This window comes from Allosphingosinicella deserti (genome assembly GCF_003012735.1).
In the GTDB taxonomy this organism is placed as follows: domain Bacteria; phylum Pseudomonadota; class Alphaproteobacteria; order Sphingomonadales; family Sphingomonadaceae; genus Allosphingosinicella; species Allosphingosinicella deserti.
On record NZ_PXYI01000006.1, the window covers coordinates 246,964 to 265,279 of the forward strand.

General features: G+C 64.2%; 10 protein-coding genes. 2 read left to right on the plus strand and 8 right to left on the minus strand.

The features are described from left to right. Positions 1-69 precede the first annotated feature (69 nt). Positions 70-1,473 (minus strand): sugar porter family MFS transporter, encoded by a 1,404-nt coding sequence (locus C7I55_RS18680; protein ID WP_106514529.1) that lies wholly within the window; start codon positions 1,471-1,473, stop codon positions 70-72. Positions 1,474-1,568: 95 nt separating this feature from the next. After that, on the minus strand, positions 1,569-2,675 hold the full coding sequence (locus C7I55_RS18685; RefSeq protein WP_106514530.1) for a LacI family DNA-binding transcriptional regulator: 1,107 nt from the start codon (positions 2,673-2,675) through the stop codon (positions 1,569-1,571). Positions 2,676-2,886: 211 nt separating this feature from the next. Here C7I55_RS18685 and C7I55_RS18690 point away from each other — a divergent pair, with 211 nt between their 5' ends. Further along, positions 2,887-5,322: a glycoside hydrolase family 3 N-terminal domain-containing protein gene (locus C7I55_RS18690; protein WP_106514531.1), complete on the plus strand. Its 2,436-nt coding sequence runs from the start codon at positions 2,887-2,889 to the stop codon at positions 5,320-5,322. 57 nt (positions 5,323-5,379) lie between these two features. Here C7I55_RS18690 and C7I55_RS18695 read toward each other — a convergent pair whose 3' ends face one another. From C7I55_RS18695 to C7I55_RS18720, 6 genes are read right to left on the minus strand one after another with little or no spacing between them, the layout of a single operon-like run. After that, the gene (locus tag C7I55_RS18695; protein WP_199192933.1) at positions 5,380-7,158 is read right to left on the minus strand and encodes a glycoside hydrolase family 43 protein; all 1,779 of its coding nucleotides are present in this window, start codon (positions 7,156-7,158) and stop codon (positions 5,380-5,382) included. After that, positions 7,106-8,128: a cupin-like domain-containing protein gene (locus C7I55_RS18700; RefSeq protein WP_233222293.1), complete on the minus strand. Its 1,023-nt coding sequence runs from the start codon at positions 8,126-8,128 to the stop codon at positions 7,106-7,108. Before C7I55_RS18700 ends, C7I55_RS18695 begins: the two co-directional genes overlap by 53 nt. Then, the gene (locus C7I55_RS18705; protein ID WP_106514533.1) at positions 8,125-9,660 is read right to left on the minus strand and encodes a tryptophan halogenase family protein; all 1,536 of its coding nucleotides are present in this window, start codon (positions 9,658-9,660) and stop codon (positions 8,125-8,127) included. The genes C7I55_RS18700 and C7I55_RS18705 overlap by 4 nt, the downstream gene beginning before the upstream one ends. Then, on the minus strand, positions 9,657-11,198 hold the full coding sequence (locus C7I55_RS18710; RefSeq protein ID WP_106514534.1) for a tryptophan halogenase family protein: 1,542 nt from the start codon (positions 11,196-11,198) through the stop codon (positions 9,657-9,659). The genes C7I55_RS18705 and C7I55_RS18710 overlap by 4 nt, the downstream gene beginning before the upstream one ends. Then, the gene (locus C7I55_RS18715) at positions 11,195-12,697 is read right to left on the minus strand and encodes a tryptophan halogenase family protein (RefSeq protein WP_233222294.1); all 1,503 of its coding nucleotides are present in this window, start codon (positions 12,695-12,697) and stop codon (positions 11,195-11,197) included. The genes C7I55_RS18710 and C7I55_RS18715 overlap by 4 nt, the downstream gene beginning before the upstream one ends. A 1-nt stretch (position 12,698) precedes the next feature. Further along, positions 12,699-14,156, minus strand: coding sequence for a tryptophan halogenase family protein (locus C7I55_RS18720; protein ID WP_233222311.1), 1,458 nt, complete (start codon positions 14,154-14,156; stop codon positions 12,699-12,701). A 386-nt stretch (positions 14,157-14,542) separates the two neighbouring features. Between C7I55_RS18720 and C7I55_RS18725 the strand changes: the two genes are divergently transcribed. Then, the gene (locus C7I55_RS18725; RefSeq protein WP_233222295.1) at positions 14,543-18,058 is read left to right on the plus strand and encodes a TonB-dependent receptor; all 3,516 of its coding nucleotides are present in this window, start codon (positions 14,543-14,545) and stop codon (positions 18,056-18,058) included. The last annotated feature ends 258 nt before the right edge of the window (positions 18,059-18,316 follow it).

Below are 18,316 nucleotides of genomic sequence, written 5' to 3' on the forward strand. Positions count from 1 at the left end.
GTCTCCAGGCAAGCAAGGGGCGCAACCGCGAAACGGCTGCGCCCCGGTAAGTGTTCGAGAAAAAGGCGGTCAGCCTTCCATCTGCTCCAATTCCTTGCCCTTCGTCTCGTGAATGAACTTCTTGACGAGGAAGAAACTGATCAGCGCCGCGACGGCGTAGAAGGTGTAGGCGCCGGCCAGGCTCCACTCCGACATGCGGGGGAAGGTCTGCGCAATGAGATAATTGGCGAACCATTGCGCGAAGCCGCAGACGGCGAGCGCCGAACCGCGGATCTGGTTCGGGAACATCTCGCCGAGCATCACCCACATGATCGGACCCCAGCTGACGTTGAAGAAGATCACGTAGAGGTTCGCCGCGATCAGCGCGAGCGTGCCGAGATTGCTGGACAGCTGGAGGTTGCCGGCGGCGTCGAGCGTGCCGTTGGCGAACGCATAGACCAGCGCGAACAGGGTCGCGGCCATGCCCGCCGAGCCGATCAGCAGCAGTGGTTTGCGGCCGATCTTGTCGACAAGGGCGATGGTGACGAAGCAGGCCGCGATCGAGACCGCACCCGACACGATGTTGATCTGGAGCGACTGGTCTTCGGTGAAGCCGGCCAGCTGCCAGAGCGTCGCGCCGTAATAGAAGATGACGTTGATGCCGACCAGTTGCTGGAACACGGCGAGCAGGAGACCGGCCCAGACGATCGGGCGAATGCCGCCGCCAGGTGCCTTGAGGTCGCTGAGCCGCGGACGGTGGTCGGCGCTGAAGCTCCCGCGGATTTCCTCGAGCTTGGCGGCTGCGACCTCGGCACCGAAGAGCGAGGTGAGCACGGTGCGCGCCTGGTCGTTGCGACCTTTGGAAACCAGGTAACGCGGGCTCTCCGGAATGAAGAGCAAGGCAACCAGGAAGATTGCGGCGGGGATCGCCTGCATCAGGTACATCCAGCGCCACGCTTCGATCCCGCCCCAGAACGGCGCGGTGGATTCGCCCGCGGAGGCGGCGAGGAAATAATTGACCACGAACGCGGCGGTGAGGCCGGTGATGATCATGATCTGCTGAACCGTCGTCATGCGGCCGCGAATGCTCGCCGGGGCAACCTCGGAAATATAAGCGGGCGAGAGCACGCTGGCGGCGCCGACGGCGATGCCGCCGAAGAAGCGCGCGGTCACGAACAGCCACTGGACGTGCGCAAAGCCCTGCACGAGCGCGCCGAGCAGGAAGAGGATCGCTGCAAGCATCATGACGTTGCGGCGGCCAAGAAGGTCGGCCAGCCGACCGGCAAGGAAGGCGCCGACGAAGCAGCCGATCAGCAACGAGCCGACGGTGAAGCCGAGGCCGTCCTTTGACAGTCCGAACGCCTGGGTGAGGCCCTCCTGGGTGCCGTTCACCGCGCCGCTGTCATAGCCGAACAACAATCCGCCGATCGTCGCCACCGCGACGATCGCGCCGATGAAGCCCATGTTCGCCCGGGCCGGGCTTGCTTCGGTCATGAAAGATCCTCCCTCTCCCCGGATGACCCGGGTGTGTCTGGTGCGATGTTAGCGTTAACGGGCGCGGTCTGAACAGGGGGTATTTTGCGGACGGCTCAGGCGGACTGAACCGCCGGTGTGCGAAGCTTGCGGGATGTGTCGACAGCGGCGGCGATCGGTGCCGACGTCGATTCCCGCACGATCATCTCGTGATCCAGCACAATCTCGTTGGTCTCGCAGCGGCTGCCGGCCCTGCGGGCGCGGATGTCGGCAAGCAACATGTCGAGCGCCGCTTCGGCCATTGCCGAAATCGGCTGCCGCACGGTGGTGAGCTCCGGCCAAACGGTGGTGGCAAGCGAGGTGTCGTCGAAGCCGACGACGCTGAGATCGCCCGGCACGACGAGATTGCGCCGGTGGGCGACGCTGATCGTCGCAGCAGCCATGTCGTCGTTGGACGCGAAGATCGCCGTCGGCGGGTTGGGCCGCGAGAGCAGCCGCTCGGCCGCGGCAAGGCCGGAGCGATAGGTGAAATAGCCTTGCTCGATCGCCGCGGCCTCGGCGACATCCAGGCCATGCTCGGTGATCGCGGCGAGGAAGCCGCGTTCGCGGTCGTGGCTGGCAATGTGGTTCGGATGGCCCTTGATGAAGCCGAAACGGCGATGGCCGAGATCGAGCAGGTGCTCGGTCATCTGCTTGGCCGCGCCCTGGTCGTCGATGCGCACGTTCGGGTTCTCATGGTCGGCGCTGCCCATCGCCACGGTGACGACGGGAATGCCCATCTCGCGCAGCGCGTCCATGATCGCTTCGGACTCCGATAAGGGCGGCGGGAGGATCACGCCTTCGACTTCGCTCGTGACGAACCGGCGGGTGACGTCCGCCTGTTCGCCGCCATTTTCCGATTCGCAGCTCTCGATCACGAGGTGGCAACCGGCGCGGCGGGCGGCCTCCAGCGCGCCGATCAGGAACTGGCTGAGATAGGCGGCGGAGGGATTGGCGTAGAGCAGGCCGATATGGGTCGCCTCGCCAGCGGCGAGGTTGCGGGCCGCGCTGTTCGGGGAATAATTCAGTGTCTTAACGGCATCGAGCACGGATACGCGGGTGCTTTCGCGGACGTTCTTGCCGCCATTGATCACACGCGAGACCGTCATCGCGGAGACGCCGGCGGCGCGCGCGACATCCTCGATCGTGACGGTGCCTCGGCTCCTCCGGCTTGGCCTGCTCATCCGCATCCCCCTGACATTCGGCGCGGAGCCTATGGTCACAGCCGCAGGATTGTAAATGCCCAGCCCCGCTGCGACGTCCCGTGTTGACCCTCGTTCGCGCCCGTGCCAGTCTTTGGTAGCGCTAACACAGCCCGTAAGCGACTTTACAGCACAAGCGACAAGAAGACCGGCCGCGGCGCGGATCGGATCTCACCCAAGGAGGGATAAGCTGATGACCATTGCCCGCTCACGCACCGCGCTCCGCGCCTTCGGCCTCGCCCTGCTCGCCGCGACTGCGACCGTCTCTCTCTCCGGCGCCTGGGCGCGGAGCGCCCCGACGCGAAGCGCATCGGAACGCCCGCTCTACAAGGATCCGGCGCAGCCGGTCGACCGTCGGGTCGAGGATCTCCTCCAGCGCATGACCCTGGAGGAGAAGGTCGGACAGATGATCTCGATCTGGGAGCATAAGGACAAGATCCAGAACGCGCGCGGCGACTTCTCGCCGGCGGCGGCATCCCGTACCTTTCCGAACGGGCTTGGCCAGATCTCGCGTCCGTCGGACCGCCGCGGCGTCAAGGCGGAGAACGCGCCCGGGAGCAACGGCGCGGCCGGTGCCGCCGCCGGCGTCGCCAACCGCACGGCGCGCGAGGCGGCGGAATATGCCAATGCGGCGCAGCGCTGGGCGATCGAGAAGACCCGGCTCGGCATTCCGCTGCTGATGCACGAGGAAGCGCTGCACGGTTATGTTGCCCGCGGTGCGACCAGCTTCCCGCAATCGATCGGCCTTGCCAGCACTTGGGATCCGGCTCTGGTCGAGCGCATCTTCTCGGTCGCGTCGCGGGAAATGCGGGCGGCGGGCGCAAACCTGGCGCTGGCGCCGGTCGTCGACGTCGCCCGCGATCCCCGCTGGGGCCGGATCGAGGAGACCTATGGCGAGGATCCCTATCTCGTCGGAACGATCGGGCTGGCCGCGATCCGCGGTTTCCAGGGCAGCACCCTTCCGCTGGCCAGGGACAAGGTGTTCGTCACCCTGAAGCACCTCACCGGCCATGGTCAGCCGGAGAACGGCACCAATGTCGGCCCGGCCGACATTTCCGAACGCAATCTGCGCACCAACTTCTTCCCGCCGTTCGAGCGCGCGGTGAAGGAACTGCCGGTGATGTCGGTGATGGCCTCGTATAACGAGATCGACGGCATCCCGTCCCACAGCAGCAAATGGCTGCTCACCGACGTGCTGCGCGGGGAGTGGGGCTTCAAGGGCGCCGTGGTCAGCGACTATTTCGCGATCCGGGAGCTGATCACCCGGCACAAGATGACCGACGATCCGAAGGTCGCGGCCGAAATGGCAATAAAGGCCGGAGTCGATGCGGAGACCCCGGACGGCGAAGCCTATGTCCATCTGCCCGAGCTGGTTCGCAAGGGCATCGTGCCGCAGTCGCTGATCGACGATTCGGTGCGGCGGATCCTGACCATGAAGTTCCAGGCCGGCCTGTTCGAGAACCCCTATGTCGACGTCGCCTCGGCCGACGCGCGCACCGCCACGCCGGATGCGATCGCGCTCGCCCGCGAGGCGGCGCGAAAGGCGATGGTGCTGCTCAAGAACGACAAGAATGTGCTGCCGCTCGACGCGGGCGCGCTGAAGCGAGTCGCGGTGCTCGGTACCCACGCGCGCGACACGCCGATCGGCGGCTATTCGGACGTGCCCCGCCACGTCGTCAGCGTGCTCGAGGGGATCCAGAAGGAAGGGCAGGGCAGGTTCCAGGTCGACTATGCGGAAGCGGTGCGGATCACCCGCAGCCGCTCCTGGTCCGCCGATCCGGTCGACCTTGTGCCGGCGGAGGAGAATCGCCGTCTGATCGCCGAGGCGGTCGAAACCGCGAAGAAGGCCGATGTCGTGGTCATGGTGCTCGGCGACAACGAGCAGACCAGCCGCGAAGCCTGGGCCGATGCCCATCTCGGCGATCGCGCATCGATCGACATGATCGGCCAGCAGGAGGAACTCGCCAAAGCGATCTTTGCGCTCGGCAAGCCGACCGTGGTGCTGCTGCTCAACGGCCGTCCCTTGTCGGTCAACTATCTCGCGGAGAATGCCCCGGCGCTGATCGAGGGATGGTATCTCGGCCAGGAGACCGGCAATGCGGTTGCCGACATACTGTTCGGCCGCGCCAGTCCAGGCGGCAAATTGCCGGTGTCGATCGCCCGTAATGTCGGCCAGCTGCCGATCTACTACAATCACAAGCCGACCGCGCGCCGCGGCTATCTGTTCGATCAGACCAGCCCGCTTTACCCGTTCGGCTACGGCCTCAGCTACACCAGCTTCACGATGTCGGCGCCCCGCCTCGCCGATGCCAGCGTGAAGATGGGCCGCGACGTGCGCGTCCGCGTCGACGTCACCAACACCGGCCGCCGCCAGGGTGACGAGGTCGTCCAGCTCTACGTCCGCGACGACGAGGCGTCGGTCACCCGCCCCGTGAAGGAGCTCAAGCGGTTCGAGCGCGTGACCCTGAAGCCGGGCGAGCGCCGGACCGTGACGTTCGATCTCAAGCCCGACGATCTCGCCTTCTGGAATCGCGAAATGAAGAAGGTCGTGGAGCCCGGGACCTTCACGATTTCGGCCGGCCCCAATTCGGTCGATCTCAAGAGCGCCAGGCTGACGGTGGTCGACTGAGGGGGGCGGCCCTCAGTTGCCCGTCGCACACCTGGCCGGCTCTCATTCGTGCAGGCCTCACGGCCGAGCGGGTGAGGGCAGGGTCGTTGCCGAGAAAGCGTGCACGCCGAAGAAGGTGCCGACGAAGCCTCCCGCAACGCGGGTGCTGAGAATCCTGCCGTCCTCGCCTTCGCGCAGCGGGCGCCAATCGCCCTCCCGAGTCGCATAGAAGAAGTCATATTCGGCGCCCCGTGCCCGGATGCGGAGATAGACGGGGGCATCCGGATCGCCGGCCAACGGCGCCGCGGCGATCTCGACGCCATCTGCCGGATCCGTTCCGCCAGCGCGGCGCTCGAGCTTGACGACGCGCTCGCCGCCTTTCTGCGAAACGGAGAGGAAGAACCAGAATTCGTCATTCTGGATCGCCGCCAGCCCGGCTTCGTCGCCCTCGCGGCGCGGCACGAACCGAAGCGCAGTCGATGCTTCGGCATTCAGATGCTGCTGGCGGCGGCCGAGCAGCGAGGGATTGCCGAACGCGCCGAGCGACACCGGGCGGGGCTGCAGCGAAAGCCGGCCGTCACCGATCGTGTACCAGCGCTCCCGCGGGTTGCGCATCATCGCCCAGTTCGGCGGCAGCGCGGCGCCGTCAAACTCTTCCCGCACGGAGAATGCGCCGCTGGTCGGCACCGGAGGAGCCGTCATGGCGGGAAGGTTCGGCCGCCTGTGGGTCAGCGGGATCGCTTGTCCGGGCGCGGTGATCCGCGGCCATCCATTCTCCCACGTCACCGGCAGCAGGAAGGTTTCGCGGCCGGTATTGTAGAAGTCGCCTTCATAGGGGCGCACCGCAAGGAAGGTCGCCCACCATTCGCCCGTCTTGGTCTCGACGAGATCGGCATGGCCGGCAGACGTGATCGGGTTCGGTCGATCGGCGGCAAGGTCACGCTGGGTGAGGATCGGATTTCCGGGGAACGGCACGTAGGGGCCGGTCACCGTCCGGCTTCGCAGCACCACCTGCGAGTGGTTGACCTCGGTGCCGCCCTCCGCGGCGGTCAGATAGTAGAAGCCGTCCTTGCGGAAGATGTGGGGCCCCTCGATCCAGACGGGTTTGCGGGCGATGTCGACGCCGCCGTTGACGAGCAGGGTGCGCGGGCCGACGGTTCGGCGCGCGCCCGGATCGAAGCGCTGGAGCCAAAGCGCGCGGTGGCCTTCGTAGAGGGGAGTGCCGACCGGCGGGCCGTTGTTGACGATCCACGCGCTGCCGTCTTCATCGAAGAAGAGCGAAGGATCGATCCCGCCCTCGAGATCCGGAAGCCAGATCGGATCCGACCACGGCCCGGCGGGATCGGTTGCGGTGATCACGAAATTGCCGCCGCAATCGACGCAGGTGTTGACGATGTAGAACGTGTCGGCGTGATGGCTGATCGCCGGCGCGAATACACCGCGGGACATGCCGAGCCGACCGAAATCGAGCTGGTCCGGTCGATCGATCGCATTGCCGATCTGGGTCCAGTTCACCAGATCGCGGCTGTGGAAGACGGGGATGCCCGGGAACCAGGAGAAGGTCGAGTTGACCAGATAATAATCGTCGCCGACCCGGGTGATGCTTGGATCCGGGTAGAAACCTTTCATGATCGGATTGCGATAGTCTTCGGGCCCCGGCCGCACGGCCTCGTCGGATCGGTCGGATCCGCCATAGGCAAACCATTCGAAATCGGCCGTGGCAGGGCGCTTCCGATCGGCAGGAGGTGCGATCGCGCAAGCGGCGAGAAGGATCGGCGCAAGCGCGGCGATCGCTGAGCGAATGCTAGAGATTGCTCGAAATCTCCTTGAGAGTCGCGCGAATTCTTCGGAGCATATCCGGCGTCAGGGGGCCGAGGATGCCTTGGGCCTGCGGGGGAAGATGCGCCGCAGGATCACTGTCGGTCTGGAACACATAATAATCGAAGACCGTGCGCCAAACGGCGCGCTGTTCGGCGGGGAGATTCCGGAGGGCGAAGAAGCCGTACATCAACGCGTCATACGGGCGGCCGATGTCCTTGCGTGCGTCGTTCCACCAATAGTTGACGAACAGGTTCAGCGGTTCGAGCGATTCGACACCGTGCCACCAGTGAAAGGGAATGTAGATCGCATCGCCCGGCTCCAGGTCGGCAACTTGCGCCGTCTCCATCGCTGCTGCGAAACGGGGATAACGCTCGAGATCGGGATTCGCGAGGTCGACCATGCTGACCGGCGTTCCCGCCGGAGTCAGCTCCATCGGACCAGGGTACAGGTTTCCGATCTGGTCGGGCGGAAACAGAGTGAAGCGGCGACGTCCTGCCACCACGCACCCGATATTCTCCATCAGATCGTAGTGCGGCGCTACCATGATCCGGTTCCCCATCCACGCCCGGGGCACGATTGCGGCATCGAGAAGATCGAGGCCGTTCTCCGTCTCGAACCCCGGAAACACTTGCGGCACCGGCTCGGACTGGACAGCCACGGAGTACGGCGCCGGATCGTTCCGGTCTCGCAACAGCCGATCGAAGAAGGGGTCGAGCGGCGACCGGCCGCGAGTGAAATTGAAACCGGTGAGGTCGTGGTTGTAGAAGAAGCGCCCGTTGATCCCGGGCTCGCCCAGCAGGACTGCAACCGGGCCGTCCCGGCGGAATTGCCGGAGATAGGCGATCAACGCTTCGTCCGACTGTCGCGCCGCCTGCACGGCCGGCCATTGGGCGGCGAGACCACGAAAAATGACGGGCTGATGTGCCGCACGAATGTCGTCTTCGAACCGGCGCCGATCGACGCCATCGATCTGGGGCACGGCCTTGGGAGTGGCGAGTAGGGTCAAGAGGCGCGCCTCAAACTAAGATGGGTGGCACTGCCCTGCTGTTCCAGGAAGTCGAATTGGGTGGGCATCATATCCGCAGTTTGCTGCACGACCCGGCGAACGTGAGCAAGCCGCCGCAGGGTTTCGTCGTCGGGCAAGAGATCGGCGGTGGGATGGTATCCGTTCGCTTCGATGCCCTGGCCCACCATCACCGACAGCCAGCTCGTTTCGGTGAACAACTCCTCATGTTCGCGGAAGACGCGACCGTTGCGACGGAACATTTCCATTTTATACGCCAGCCCGTCCGGCGGCGGCAGAGTCCGGCAATAATCCCAGAACGGCGTGTCGTTCCGCTCCGTCGCCTTGTAGTGGAGAATCAGGAAATCGCGGATGTCGACATATTCCCGTTCGGTGCGTGCATTGAACCGCTCGATCTCCAGCGGGTCGAATCGGCGGGTCGGGAACAGCGACATCAGGCGCGCGATTCCCGATTGGACGAGATGGATCGATGTCGATTCGAGCGGCTCCAGGAACCCGCCGGCAAGGCCGAGGGCGACCACGTTCTTCACCCACGCCTTTTTACGATGGCCCGCCGTGAAACATAACGGTTTCGGATCGGCAAGGGGGGCGCCATCCAGATTTGCCAGCAACGTCGCTGCCGCTTCGTCGTCGGAAATGTGGGCACTCGAATAAACGTAGCCATTGCCGGTGCGATGCTGGAGCGGAATGCGCCATTGCCACCCGGCCCCACGTGCGGTCGACCGCGTCAGCGGTTGCTGATCGGCGCCCGTTTCGCACGGCACGGCAAATGCGCGATCGCAGGGCAGCCACGTGCTCCAATCCTCGAACCCGGCGCCCAGAGCCTGCTCAATGAGCAGGCCGCGGAAGCCCGAACAGTCGATGAACAGGTCTCCTCCGATCCTGGCCCCGCTCTGCAGCACGACGGAGTCGACGAACCCGGTCTCGCCATTCAGTGCAACGTCGACGATGCGGCCTTCGGTTCGCACGACGCGGCGCGCTTCCGAGAAGCGGCGAAGATATTGCGCGTAGAGCCCGGCATCGAACTGGAAGGCGTAGGCGATCTTCGAAACCGGCGATTTGGGCTGATCGGGCCGCGGGCGCATGAAGCGCCCCTTCAGGCCCGCGACGACCGCCAGGGAATAGTCGTCCAGCGGGGTCTCGTCGCCGAGTGCGCGGCCCTTGAGCCAGTGATGGTGGAATTCGACGCCCATCATGTCGAGACCGTAGATGCCGAACGGATGGACGTAGCGGTGGCCGAGCCGGGTCCAGTCGACGAACTCGATGCCGAGCTTGTAGGTGGCGTTCGTCGCGCGCACGAAGTCGTCCTCGTCGAGGCCGAGCATCTCGTTGAAGAGCAGGATCTGCGGGATCGTGGCTTCGCCGACGCCCACCGTCCCGATCTCATCCGATTCGATGACTTCGATCGAGAAATCGGGCATTGCGCCCATCGTCTTGGCCAGGGCGGCGGCGGCCATCCATCCCGCCGTTCCCCCGCCGACCACGACGACCTTCTTGATCCGGTCCTCCCTCACAAGACGAACTCCGGCAGATCCTCCGTCGGCGCCATGGGCGGCCTGCAGGCCTGGGCGATGAACTCCTCATGCCGCGGCAGTTTCTGCGCCAGCTCCAGATAGCCGAGGCGCATCTCCTCGAGTGCGGTGGCGACACGGTCTTCGTCGAGCGCGTCGACCGCCGGCTCGTAATCTTCAGGCACGATCCCCTGGCCGAGCATCACCGCAACCCAGCTCGGCGTCGCGAAGAGCTCGAGCCCTTCGCGGAAGAGGCGGCCCTTGGCGCGCCAGAGCGCGACCTTGCGGGCGAGGCTGTCGGGTATGTCCATGGTTCGGCACCGGTTCCAGAATGCGGAATCGTCGCGCCTGGTTGCGTTGTAATGCAGGATGATGAAGTCGCGGACGTCTTCGAACACCTCCTGCATTTGGCGATTATACTCGTCCCGCTCGACCGGGTTGAAGCGCAGGTCGGGAAACAGCGCGACAAGCTTTGCGATGCCGCTCTGGACCAGATGGATACTGGTCGATTCGAGTGGCTCGACGAAGCCGCTTGAAAGACCCATCGATACGACGTTGCGGTTCCAGGCCTGCTTGCGTCGCCCGGTGGTGAAGGAAAGGCGGCGGGGTTCGGCCAGCGGTTCCCCCTCCAGGCTGGCGAGAAGCTTGGCTTCAGCCTCGTCATCCGAGCTGAACGCGCTCGAATAGACATAGCCGTTGCCCATGCGATGCTGCAGCGGGATCCGCCATTGCCATCCGAGGGGATGCGCGGTCGCTCGGGTGAATGGATCGGGTGGTCCCGTATAGCTGCTCGGCACCGCGATCGCGCGGTCGCAAGGCAGCCAGTGCGTCCAATCCTCGTAACCGGTCTTGAGCGCCTGTTCGATCAACAGGCCCCGAAACCCGGAACAGTCGACGAACAGATCGCCGGCAACGGTGCGACCGTCGGACAGGGTCAGCGAGCTGACATGGCCGTCCTCACCTCTCAGGGAGACGTCGACGACCTTGCCTTCCACCCGTTGAACCCCGCCGCGTTCGGCATAGTCTCTGAGGAACCTGGCGTAGAGGCCCGCATCGAAATGGAAGGCGTAGAGGAGGTGCGACAGCGGAGGGCGAGCTCCCCGTCCGGGGCGACCGAAGCGGCCCATCGCAGCGGCGACGCCGCTCATCGACCAGGCCGAGATATCCTGGATCGCGCGTCGTTTGCGCTCCCGCAGGTACAGCTGATGGAAGTGAACACCCTCCAGTTCATGGCCGTGATAGCCAAAGGGATGGAAGTATCGCTCGCCGATACCGCCCCAATTGACGAACTCGATCCCGAGCTTGAAGGTTGCCTTCGTCGCACGCACGAAATCATTTTCATTGATCCCGAGCATGCGATTGAAGGTGATCAGCGGCGGGATCGTCGCCTCGCCGACACCTATCGTGCCGATCTCTTCGGATTCGATGAGCGTGATTCGGGTGTGCCCGTTGTGGAGAAAGCGGGAGAAGGCGGCCGCCGCCATCCATCCGGCCGTTCCGCCGCCGACGACGACGACATCGCGAATATCATGCTCGTTCATCGAACGGCTCGCCTCATCATGTTGCCGAGATAATCGGCATGGGTTGGAAGGGGGGATGCCATGGCTCGGATGCTGTCGCGCATCTGACCCATCGCCGCTTCGATCCTGGCGATCGGAAGGGCGTCCGTCAGCGGATCGGCACGGTGCGGCAACACGCCCTGGCCGAACAGGACGCTGAGCCAGGAATCGCGCGCAAAGGTCTCCTCTTCCTGGAACGGCAGGCGCCCGCGTTCCCGAAAAAGGCGCAACGTGTGAGCGAGGCCGTCCGGAATCCGCATCGCGGCGGCATCCCGCCAGAATGGCTCGCGCCGATCGGAAGTCACGTAATGGAGCATCAGGAAGTCGCGTATCCGTTCCGCCTCGGCCGCGGATTGGCGATTGAATTCCGCCAGCTCGATCGGCGCGCACTCCCGGTCCGGCATCATTGCGACGATTCGATCGATGGCACTGTGCGCAACGTGAAGGTTGGTCCATTCAAGTGGTTCCAGCGCCACGGCAGCTTCGCCGACTGCAACGCAGTTCCGCAGCCACGGATCGGGGCGGCGTCCAATCCGGATCGCGACGGCCGGCCCACGCGGCTCCGCGCCGCTGTGGACACGCAACGCGCGTTCGGCCTTGGAATCGCTGAGATGTGCGGACGCGTAGACGAGTCCGTGCGACGTCCGCGCCGGCGACGCCGCCTGCCAGCGCCAGCCGCTCGACATCGCGACCACGCTGTCCATCACCGGCAGCGAGGCCGGCGCCGTACCCTCCGCAAGGATCACGCGGTCGCAGGGAAGGTAGCACGACCAGTCTTCGAACTTCGCATCCAGCGCGCTCCGGATGCGGGCAGCCGGGCCAGTGCAATCGACGAAGAGGTCTGCCGTCACAACCTGTCCGTCGTCGAGGCGGAGGCCGCCGACGAAGCCGTCCTCCCCGCGCACGTCGACCTGCGCGATTTTCGCCTGGTGTTCGCGTGCCCCCAGATGGACGGCGAAGGCACGCATCAAATCAAGATAGCGTGCCGGATTGAGTTGGAGTCCGTATTCGAAGCTCGCCAGGATCGATCCGGGTCCACCCTGCGGATGGACGAACCGCCCCATACGCGCGAGTTCCGCCGCAGGCGAGAAGGTGTCGAAGCTGGCGGTGCCGCCGGCTTGCCGGACCCGGTGCCAATACAGGTGAAAGGAGGTCGCGCCGAAGGGGCGGCCATGTTCCCCGTAAGTGTGGACGTAAGCCGGGCGGTTTCCCGCCCAGCCTTCGAATTGCGTGCCGACGCGATAGCCGCTCGCCGTTCGCGCAACCGCGTTCATTTCGGAAAGGCCGAGATCGCCGTGAAATGCCGCGATCGAGGGGAGGGTGCTGCCGATGCGCTCCGCCAGCGCGTCGGGTGCCGGTGCATCGGCGATCACTGTCACCCCGACGTTGGGCAGGTGCCGGCGTAGCGCCGCCGCGGCAGACCAGCCAACGATGCCGCCGCCGGCAACCACCACGTCGCGGATGGGGCGCGAATCCGGCACCTCAAGCCGCCTCGGCCATTGCGCAATACGAACGAATGTAGGCGGCATGATCCGGCATGGCCTCGGCAGCCGCACGGATGCGGCTGCGAAGGGCCTCGGCGCGATCGGCCACCTCTCCGATCGGTAGCACGCCGGCGCGCGCATCATGGCCTTCGGGAAAGATATTCTGACCGATATAGACGGCAACCCAGCTTGCCTCCAGGAACACGCCCTCCCGATATTTGACGATGCGCCCCCGGCGCCGGAACAGATCGATCTTCTCGCTTAACGTGGACGGCAGATCCATCGTCCGGACATAGTCCCAGAACGGCGTGTCCGAGCGTGTGGTCGCATGATAATGGAGGATCAGGAAGTCCCGGATCCGATCATATTCTAGGTCGATCAGCCGGTTGAACTCGTCGCGATCCACCGGCGATATCCGTTTCTCCGGGAACAGCTCGACAAGGTAGGTGATCGCCTGCTGAATAAGGTAGATGCTCGTCGATTCCAGCGGTTCGAGGAAGCCGCTCGCGAGCCCTACGGCGACGCAGTTGTGCGCCCAGCTGCGCTCGCGGCGCCCGGCCACGAAACGCAGCACGCGCGGATCGGCGATGGGCTCGCCCTCGACCGCATCGACCAGCGCATCGCGCGCCGCCTCGTCGCTGGTGAATGCGCTGGAATAGACATATCCATTGCCTGTGCGGTGCTGGAGCGGAATTCGCCAGCGCCAGCCCGAAGGCATCGCAATCGCGCTCGTATAGGGCGTGAGTGACGTCTCGGTGCGGCACGGCATCGCGACGGCGCTATCGGCAGGCAACCAGCGTGACCAATCCCGAAACGGCTCTCCCAGGGCCTTGCCGAGAAGCAGCGAAATGAACCCTGAGCAATCCACGAAGAGATCGCCCTCGATAACCTCGCCGCTTTCCATGGTGATCGACTCGATGTCACCGGATTCGCCGTTGCGATCGACACCGACCACCCGCCCTTCGGTGCGTCGCGCGCCCATGCTCTCGGCCAGGCGACGCAAGAAGGGCGCGAACAATGTGGCGTCGAACTGATAGGCATAGCCAAAGGTAGAGGCGATCGATTCGTGATCCTTCTCCGGGAGCTGGAAGCGATTCAAGCGCCCGGCCATCACGCCCATCGAATATTCGTCCAGGCTCCCGACGGGACGACCTGCCAGGCGCAGCCGCGTCCAATAGTGATGAAAGCCGATTTCCGACTGGCCGTCCCCGAAGGTGCCGAACGGGTGGATGTAGCTGTCGCCGATCGCGCCCCAGTTTTTGAACTCGATCCCGAGTTTGAAGGTGGCGCGCGTGCTCGACATGAACTCCGCTTCGCTAATTCCGAGTCGCTCATTGAAGGCGCGAATATGGGGAAGGGTCGCTTCGCCGACGCCGACGATCCCGATCGTTTCCGATTCGACGAGGTGCACGGTGCACCGGTGCGGCAGCAGCTTTGCCAGTGCGGCGGCAGTCATCCAGCCGGCGGTTCCCCCTCCGACGACGACCACTCGCACCGGCATCTGGTCCTGGGTCAACCCGCTTCGCTCCCCTCCAGCCTCCGTCCAGTCCGGCCGTTGATCGGACGCGCGGGGAGGCTCCTTCTAGTGCCGCCTCGCCTCTCCCTTTATCAAGGACTTTAGTAGCTTACCGTTTGCTGCTGTTGCAAACCTGTCACACTTTCGAGCTTTGTGCGACTCTCCGCCGGAAATGCGTCAGGCCCTCTTGTCGTGCGGCGCATCATCGGTTTATTCCTGAATCGAAAACAAAAAAAGGGCGCTAAATTGTTAGCGCTATCATCTTGGGGAGGACTTTCCGAATGAATGCATTCGCCGGTGAACCTGTGTCTGCGCCAGAGCGGGACTTGGGAGTATTTCTGCGTTCCGGCGCATCGGTGCTGGCGTTCTGCGCCTTTGCTGCGGCGGCTCCGGTTCTCGCGCAAACCGCTCCGTCGGGTCAGCCCAGCGATGCCGGCGCTGCGCTCGAAGGAACGGCCGGACGCACGCAGGGTGCCGACACCGGCGACACGCGTTCCGCCGAATCCGCCGATGCGGCGGCGCAGAGCGCACCCGCGGCGGATGACGCGATCGTCGTCACCGGCATCCGGCAGAGCCTTCAGAATGCACAGAATTTGAAGCGGAATGCCGACACGATCGTCGACGCGATCACCGCAGAGGATATCGGCGCCCTCCCGGACCGCTCGGTCACCGAAGCATTGCAGCGCGTCCCGGGCGTTTCGATCAATCGCTTCGCCGGCAGCAACGATCCGGATCACTTCTCGGGCGAAGGCTCTGGGGTCGTCGTCCGCGGCCTGACCTACGTCCGATCCGAATTCAACGGTCGAGACACGTTCTCGCCGGGCGTCGGCGGTCAGGCGATCAACTTCCAGGACGTGCCGGCCGACATGCTCGGGTCCGTGGAGGTCTGGAAGAACACGACGGCCGAGATGATCGAGGGCGGCCTGTCCGGTACCGTCAACATGAACTTGCGCAAGCCGTTCGACAACAAGGGCTTCTTCGCCGGCTTCAGCGCCGAAGGTGTTCGCACCGACATGCGCAAGAAGTGGAGCCCGGTCTTCACGGGTGTTCTCAGCAATACGTGGGACACCAGCGCGGGGCGTTTCGGCATCCTTGGTGCGATCTCCTATTCGAAGCTGTTCTCGCGCGCAGATGGCGTTCGGGTCACCAACTACCAGACCCGGGACGGCCGATATGCGGTTCAGTCCAACGAGACGGACATCCTGGCGTGCCGCACGCCGCTGCCCGGCAACACCAACACCACCGGTTTCCCGTCGAATGTCGACGCCTATTTCGGGACGGGCGCGGCCGGTGCGGCTTTCCCCAACCCCGCTGCAACGGTGGGCAATCCGTGCGTCGGGGCCGCTTCGGGGCCCGCGGATGGCTTCGCCGATACTCTGTCGACCGCTTATGCTCCGATCGGCGGGCAATTCGTCACGCAGGAGTTCAATCGCACCCGCCGCGGCTTCGGTGCTTCTGCCCAGTGGGAAAGCAACGATCGTCGGGCGCTCGTCACCGGCCAGTTCCTGCGATCCCATGCAACCCAGAAGTGGGGCGAGTATACGTTCGAGGCCGGAGGCGATCTCAACGAGTACAATACCTTCCCCGCCGGCTGCCTTCCCAACAACAACGGACCGATCCAGGGCGAGCCACCGAACCAGGCCCGCACCCCCCGTGCCGAGTGCGCGCTCAATTCGAGCGGGCAGATCGTTGGGGCCAGCGGCACCAGCTGGCAAAGCTATCCCAATGGCCAGACATTCCCGAACTATACCTACAATGAGGACGGGGTGTTCGAGAGCGGCTACATCACTCTGCCGATCGGCGGGTGGCGCGGCGGCACCTGGGATCAGGTGCCTCAGGGCGGCATGCAGCACACGCTCAACCGGCGTCAGGTGGAAGACACCAACAAGGTCAATGACTTCGGCCTGAATGCGAAATTCACCCCGAATGACCGCTGGTCGTTCAACGCCGACGCCCAATATGTCAGTGCCAAGCACGATAACATGGACTTCGGCATCCATGGCTCCATCTTTGCCGATCAGGAACTCGATCTTACCGGCGAGTATCCGCAGGTCACGCCGCACAAGCCGCTGACCCTCAGCCAGACCTGGGCTTCGCCGTCCGACGCCCTTCGCGGCGCGTCCGACGAGGAATACTTTACCAACCCGCGCTATACGTACTGGCGCTCGGCGATGGATCACATCGAGCAGAGCTCTGGTGAGGAATGGGCGTTCCGCGGCGATGCGCAATATAATTTCGAGGAGGGCGAGTCCTTCTTGAAGCATGCCAAATTCGGCGCGCGCTACTCCGATCGCGATCAGAAGTTTCGCTACACGAGCTACAACTGGGGCTCGCTCTCGGAGGTGTGGACCGGCAACGCCGTCCATATGAACGAAGTCGGTGGTGACAACGTCGTCCTGCACGATTGGGGGACGTTCTTCCGGGGCAAGGTCAATGCACCGCCACGCGGAAACTATTATTCAGGCGACCTGATCGACGGCTATGAAGACGCGATCGCCTTTACCGATCTGGTGCAGGACAATGCGCGCGCAAACGGCGGCGGCGGTGCCGCCGACTGGGATCCTCTGGCCCGGCGACCCGGCGCGATTGCTGGCACGCCGTTTTTGCCGACCGACCTGCAGAGGGTTCGTGAAGAAAATCTGGCGGCCTATGCGATGCTGAGCTTCGGTCGCGAAGAGCCGATTTTCGGCAACGTCAGGCTCGACGGCAATATCGGCCTCCGGGTGGTGCGCACGAGCGGAGAATCGGAAGGTGCGGTCGGTGCGCCGACGGAGGATGATGTCGGGACCGACGACCCCTACGAGGTTCGCTGCGCCATCCAGCAGCCGCCGCCTGAAGCGCCGCCGGGTGCTCAGCCTTCACGCCCCAGCGGTCTCTGCAACCTTGGAGAGACGGGCTATACCGCCTTGCGCACCTTCGCGAATGGCGAATATGCCCAGACGGTCAACGGCAACAAATACACCTACTTCCTGCCCAGTCTCAATCTGAAGTTCGGCCTTTCCAGGAACCTGATCCTGCGGTTCGCTGCCGGCAGGAATCTGGCGCGACCGGGCACATGGGATCTGCGGACCCGGGCCGATTGGTCGGTTACCGGCACCTCGCTGGGGGCAACGACGGGCAATCCGTTCCTCAAGCCGGCAATCTCCGACAATCTGGACGCGAGTGCGGAATGGTATTTCGGAGGCAGCGCCGTCGGGTCGCTGACGTTCAACCTGTTCGCGAAGAACATCCACAACTTCTTTTTCCAGAACGTCTTCGAAGAACAGTACACGTTCAATGGAATCACTCAGAACGTCATCGTTCGACGTCCTGACAATTATGAAAAGACGGGCAAGATCCGCGGTCTCGAGCTGTCTTACCAGCAGACATACGATTTCTTGCCAGGTCTGCTGAACGGGTTTGGATTGAGTGCCAACTATTCGTACATCCACAGCAAGGGTCTGGAGAATGCGCAGCTCTTCATCGGCTCACGGGCGCCGATCGGTACGGCCGGCAACCTGCCGCTGGAGCAACTGTCGAAGCACAATCTGAACATCCAGCCCTTCTATGAGAGGGGACCGTTCTCCTTGCGCCTCGCTTATACTTGGCGCTCCAAGTTCCTGTTGACCGCGTCGGATGTGATCTTCCCTTATTATCCGATCTTCAACGACGCGTCCGGCCGGCTTGATGCGACGGTGTTTATTGATATCAGCAAAAACTTCAAGATCGGCGTTCAGGGCGTGAACCTGACGAACGAAGTGACGAAGACGCTGCAGCAGTTCACCGTTGGCGGCCTCAAAGGCCCAAGGTCCTACTTCATGGAGGATCGCCGCTTCCACTTCATCCTTCGCGGCACCTTCTAAGTCGACCGTTCCACGAAAGTTCACCTCCCCTGCCTCGGCAGGGGAGGTTTTGTTTGTGAGGCGCCCGACGTGTCCGTGGCGACAGCAATGCGGTTTCGCTGCGGCCGGCCCTCACGCGATCAGGGCAACGCTGCTGCTTGCCTCTGCGAGGCGTGCTTGATGATCTCGACCTTGCCGATCTTCTCTCGCAGCTATTCGGCGACCTCTTCGGCACGCCTCCGATCATCGGTGCGGAAACCGTGGACGTTACCGAGAATG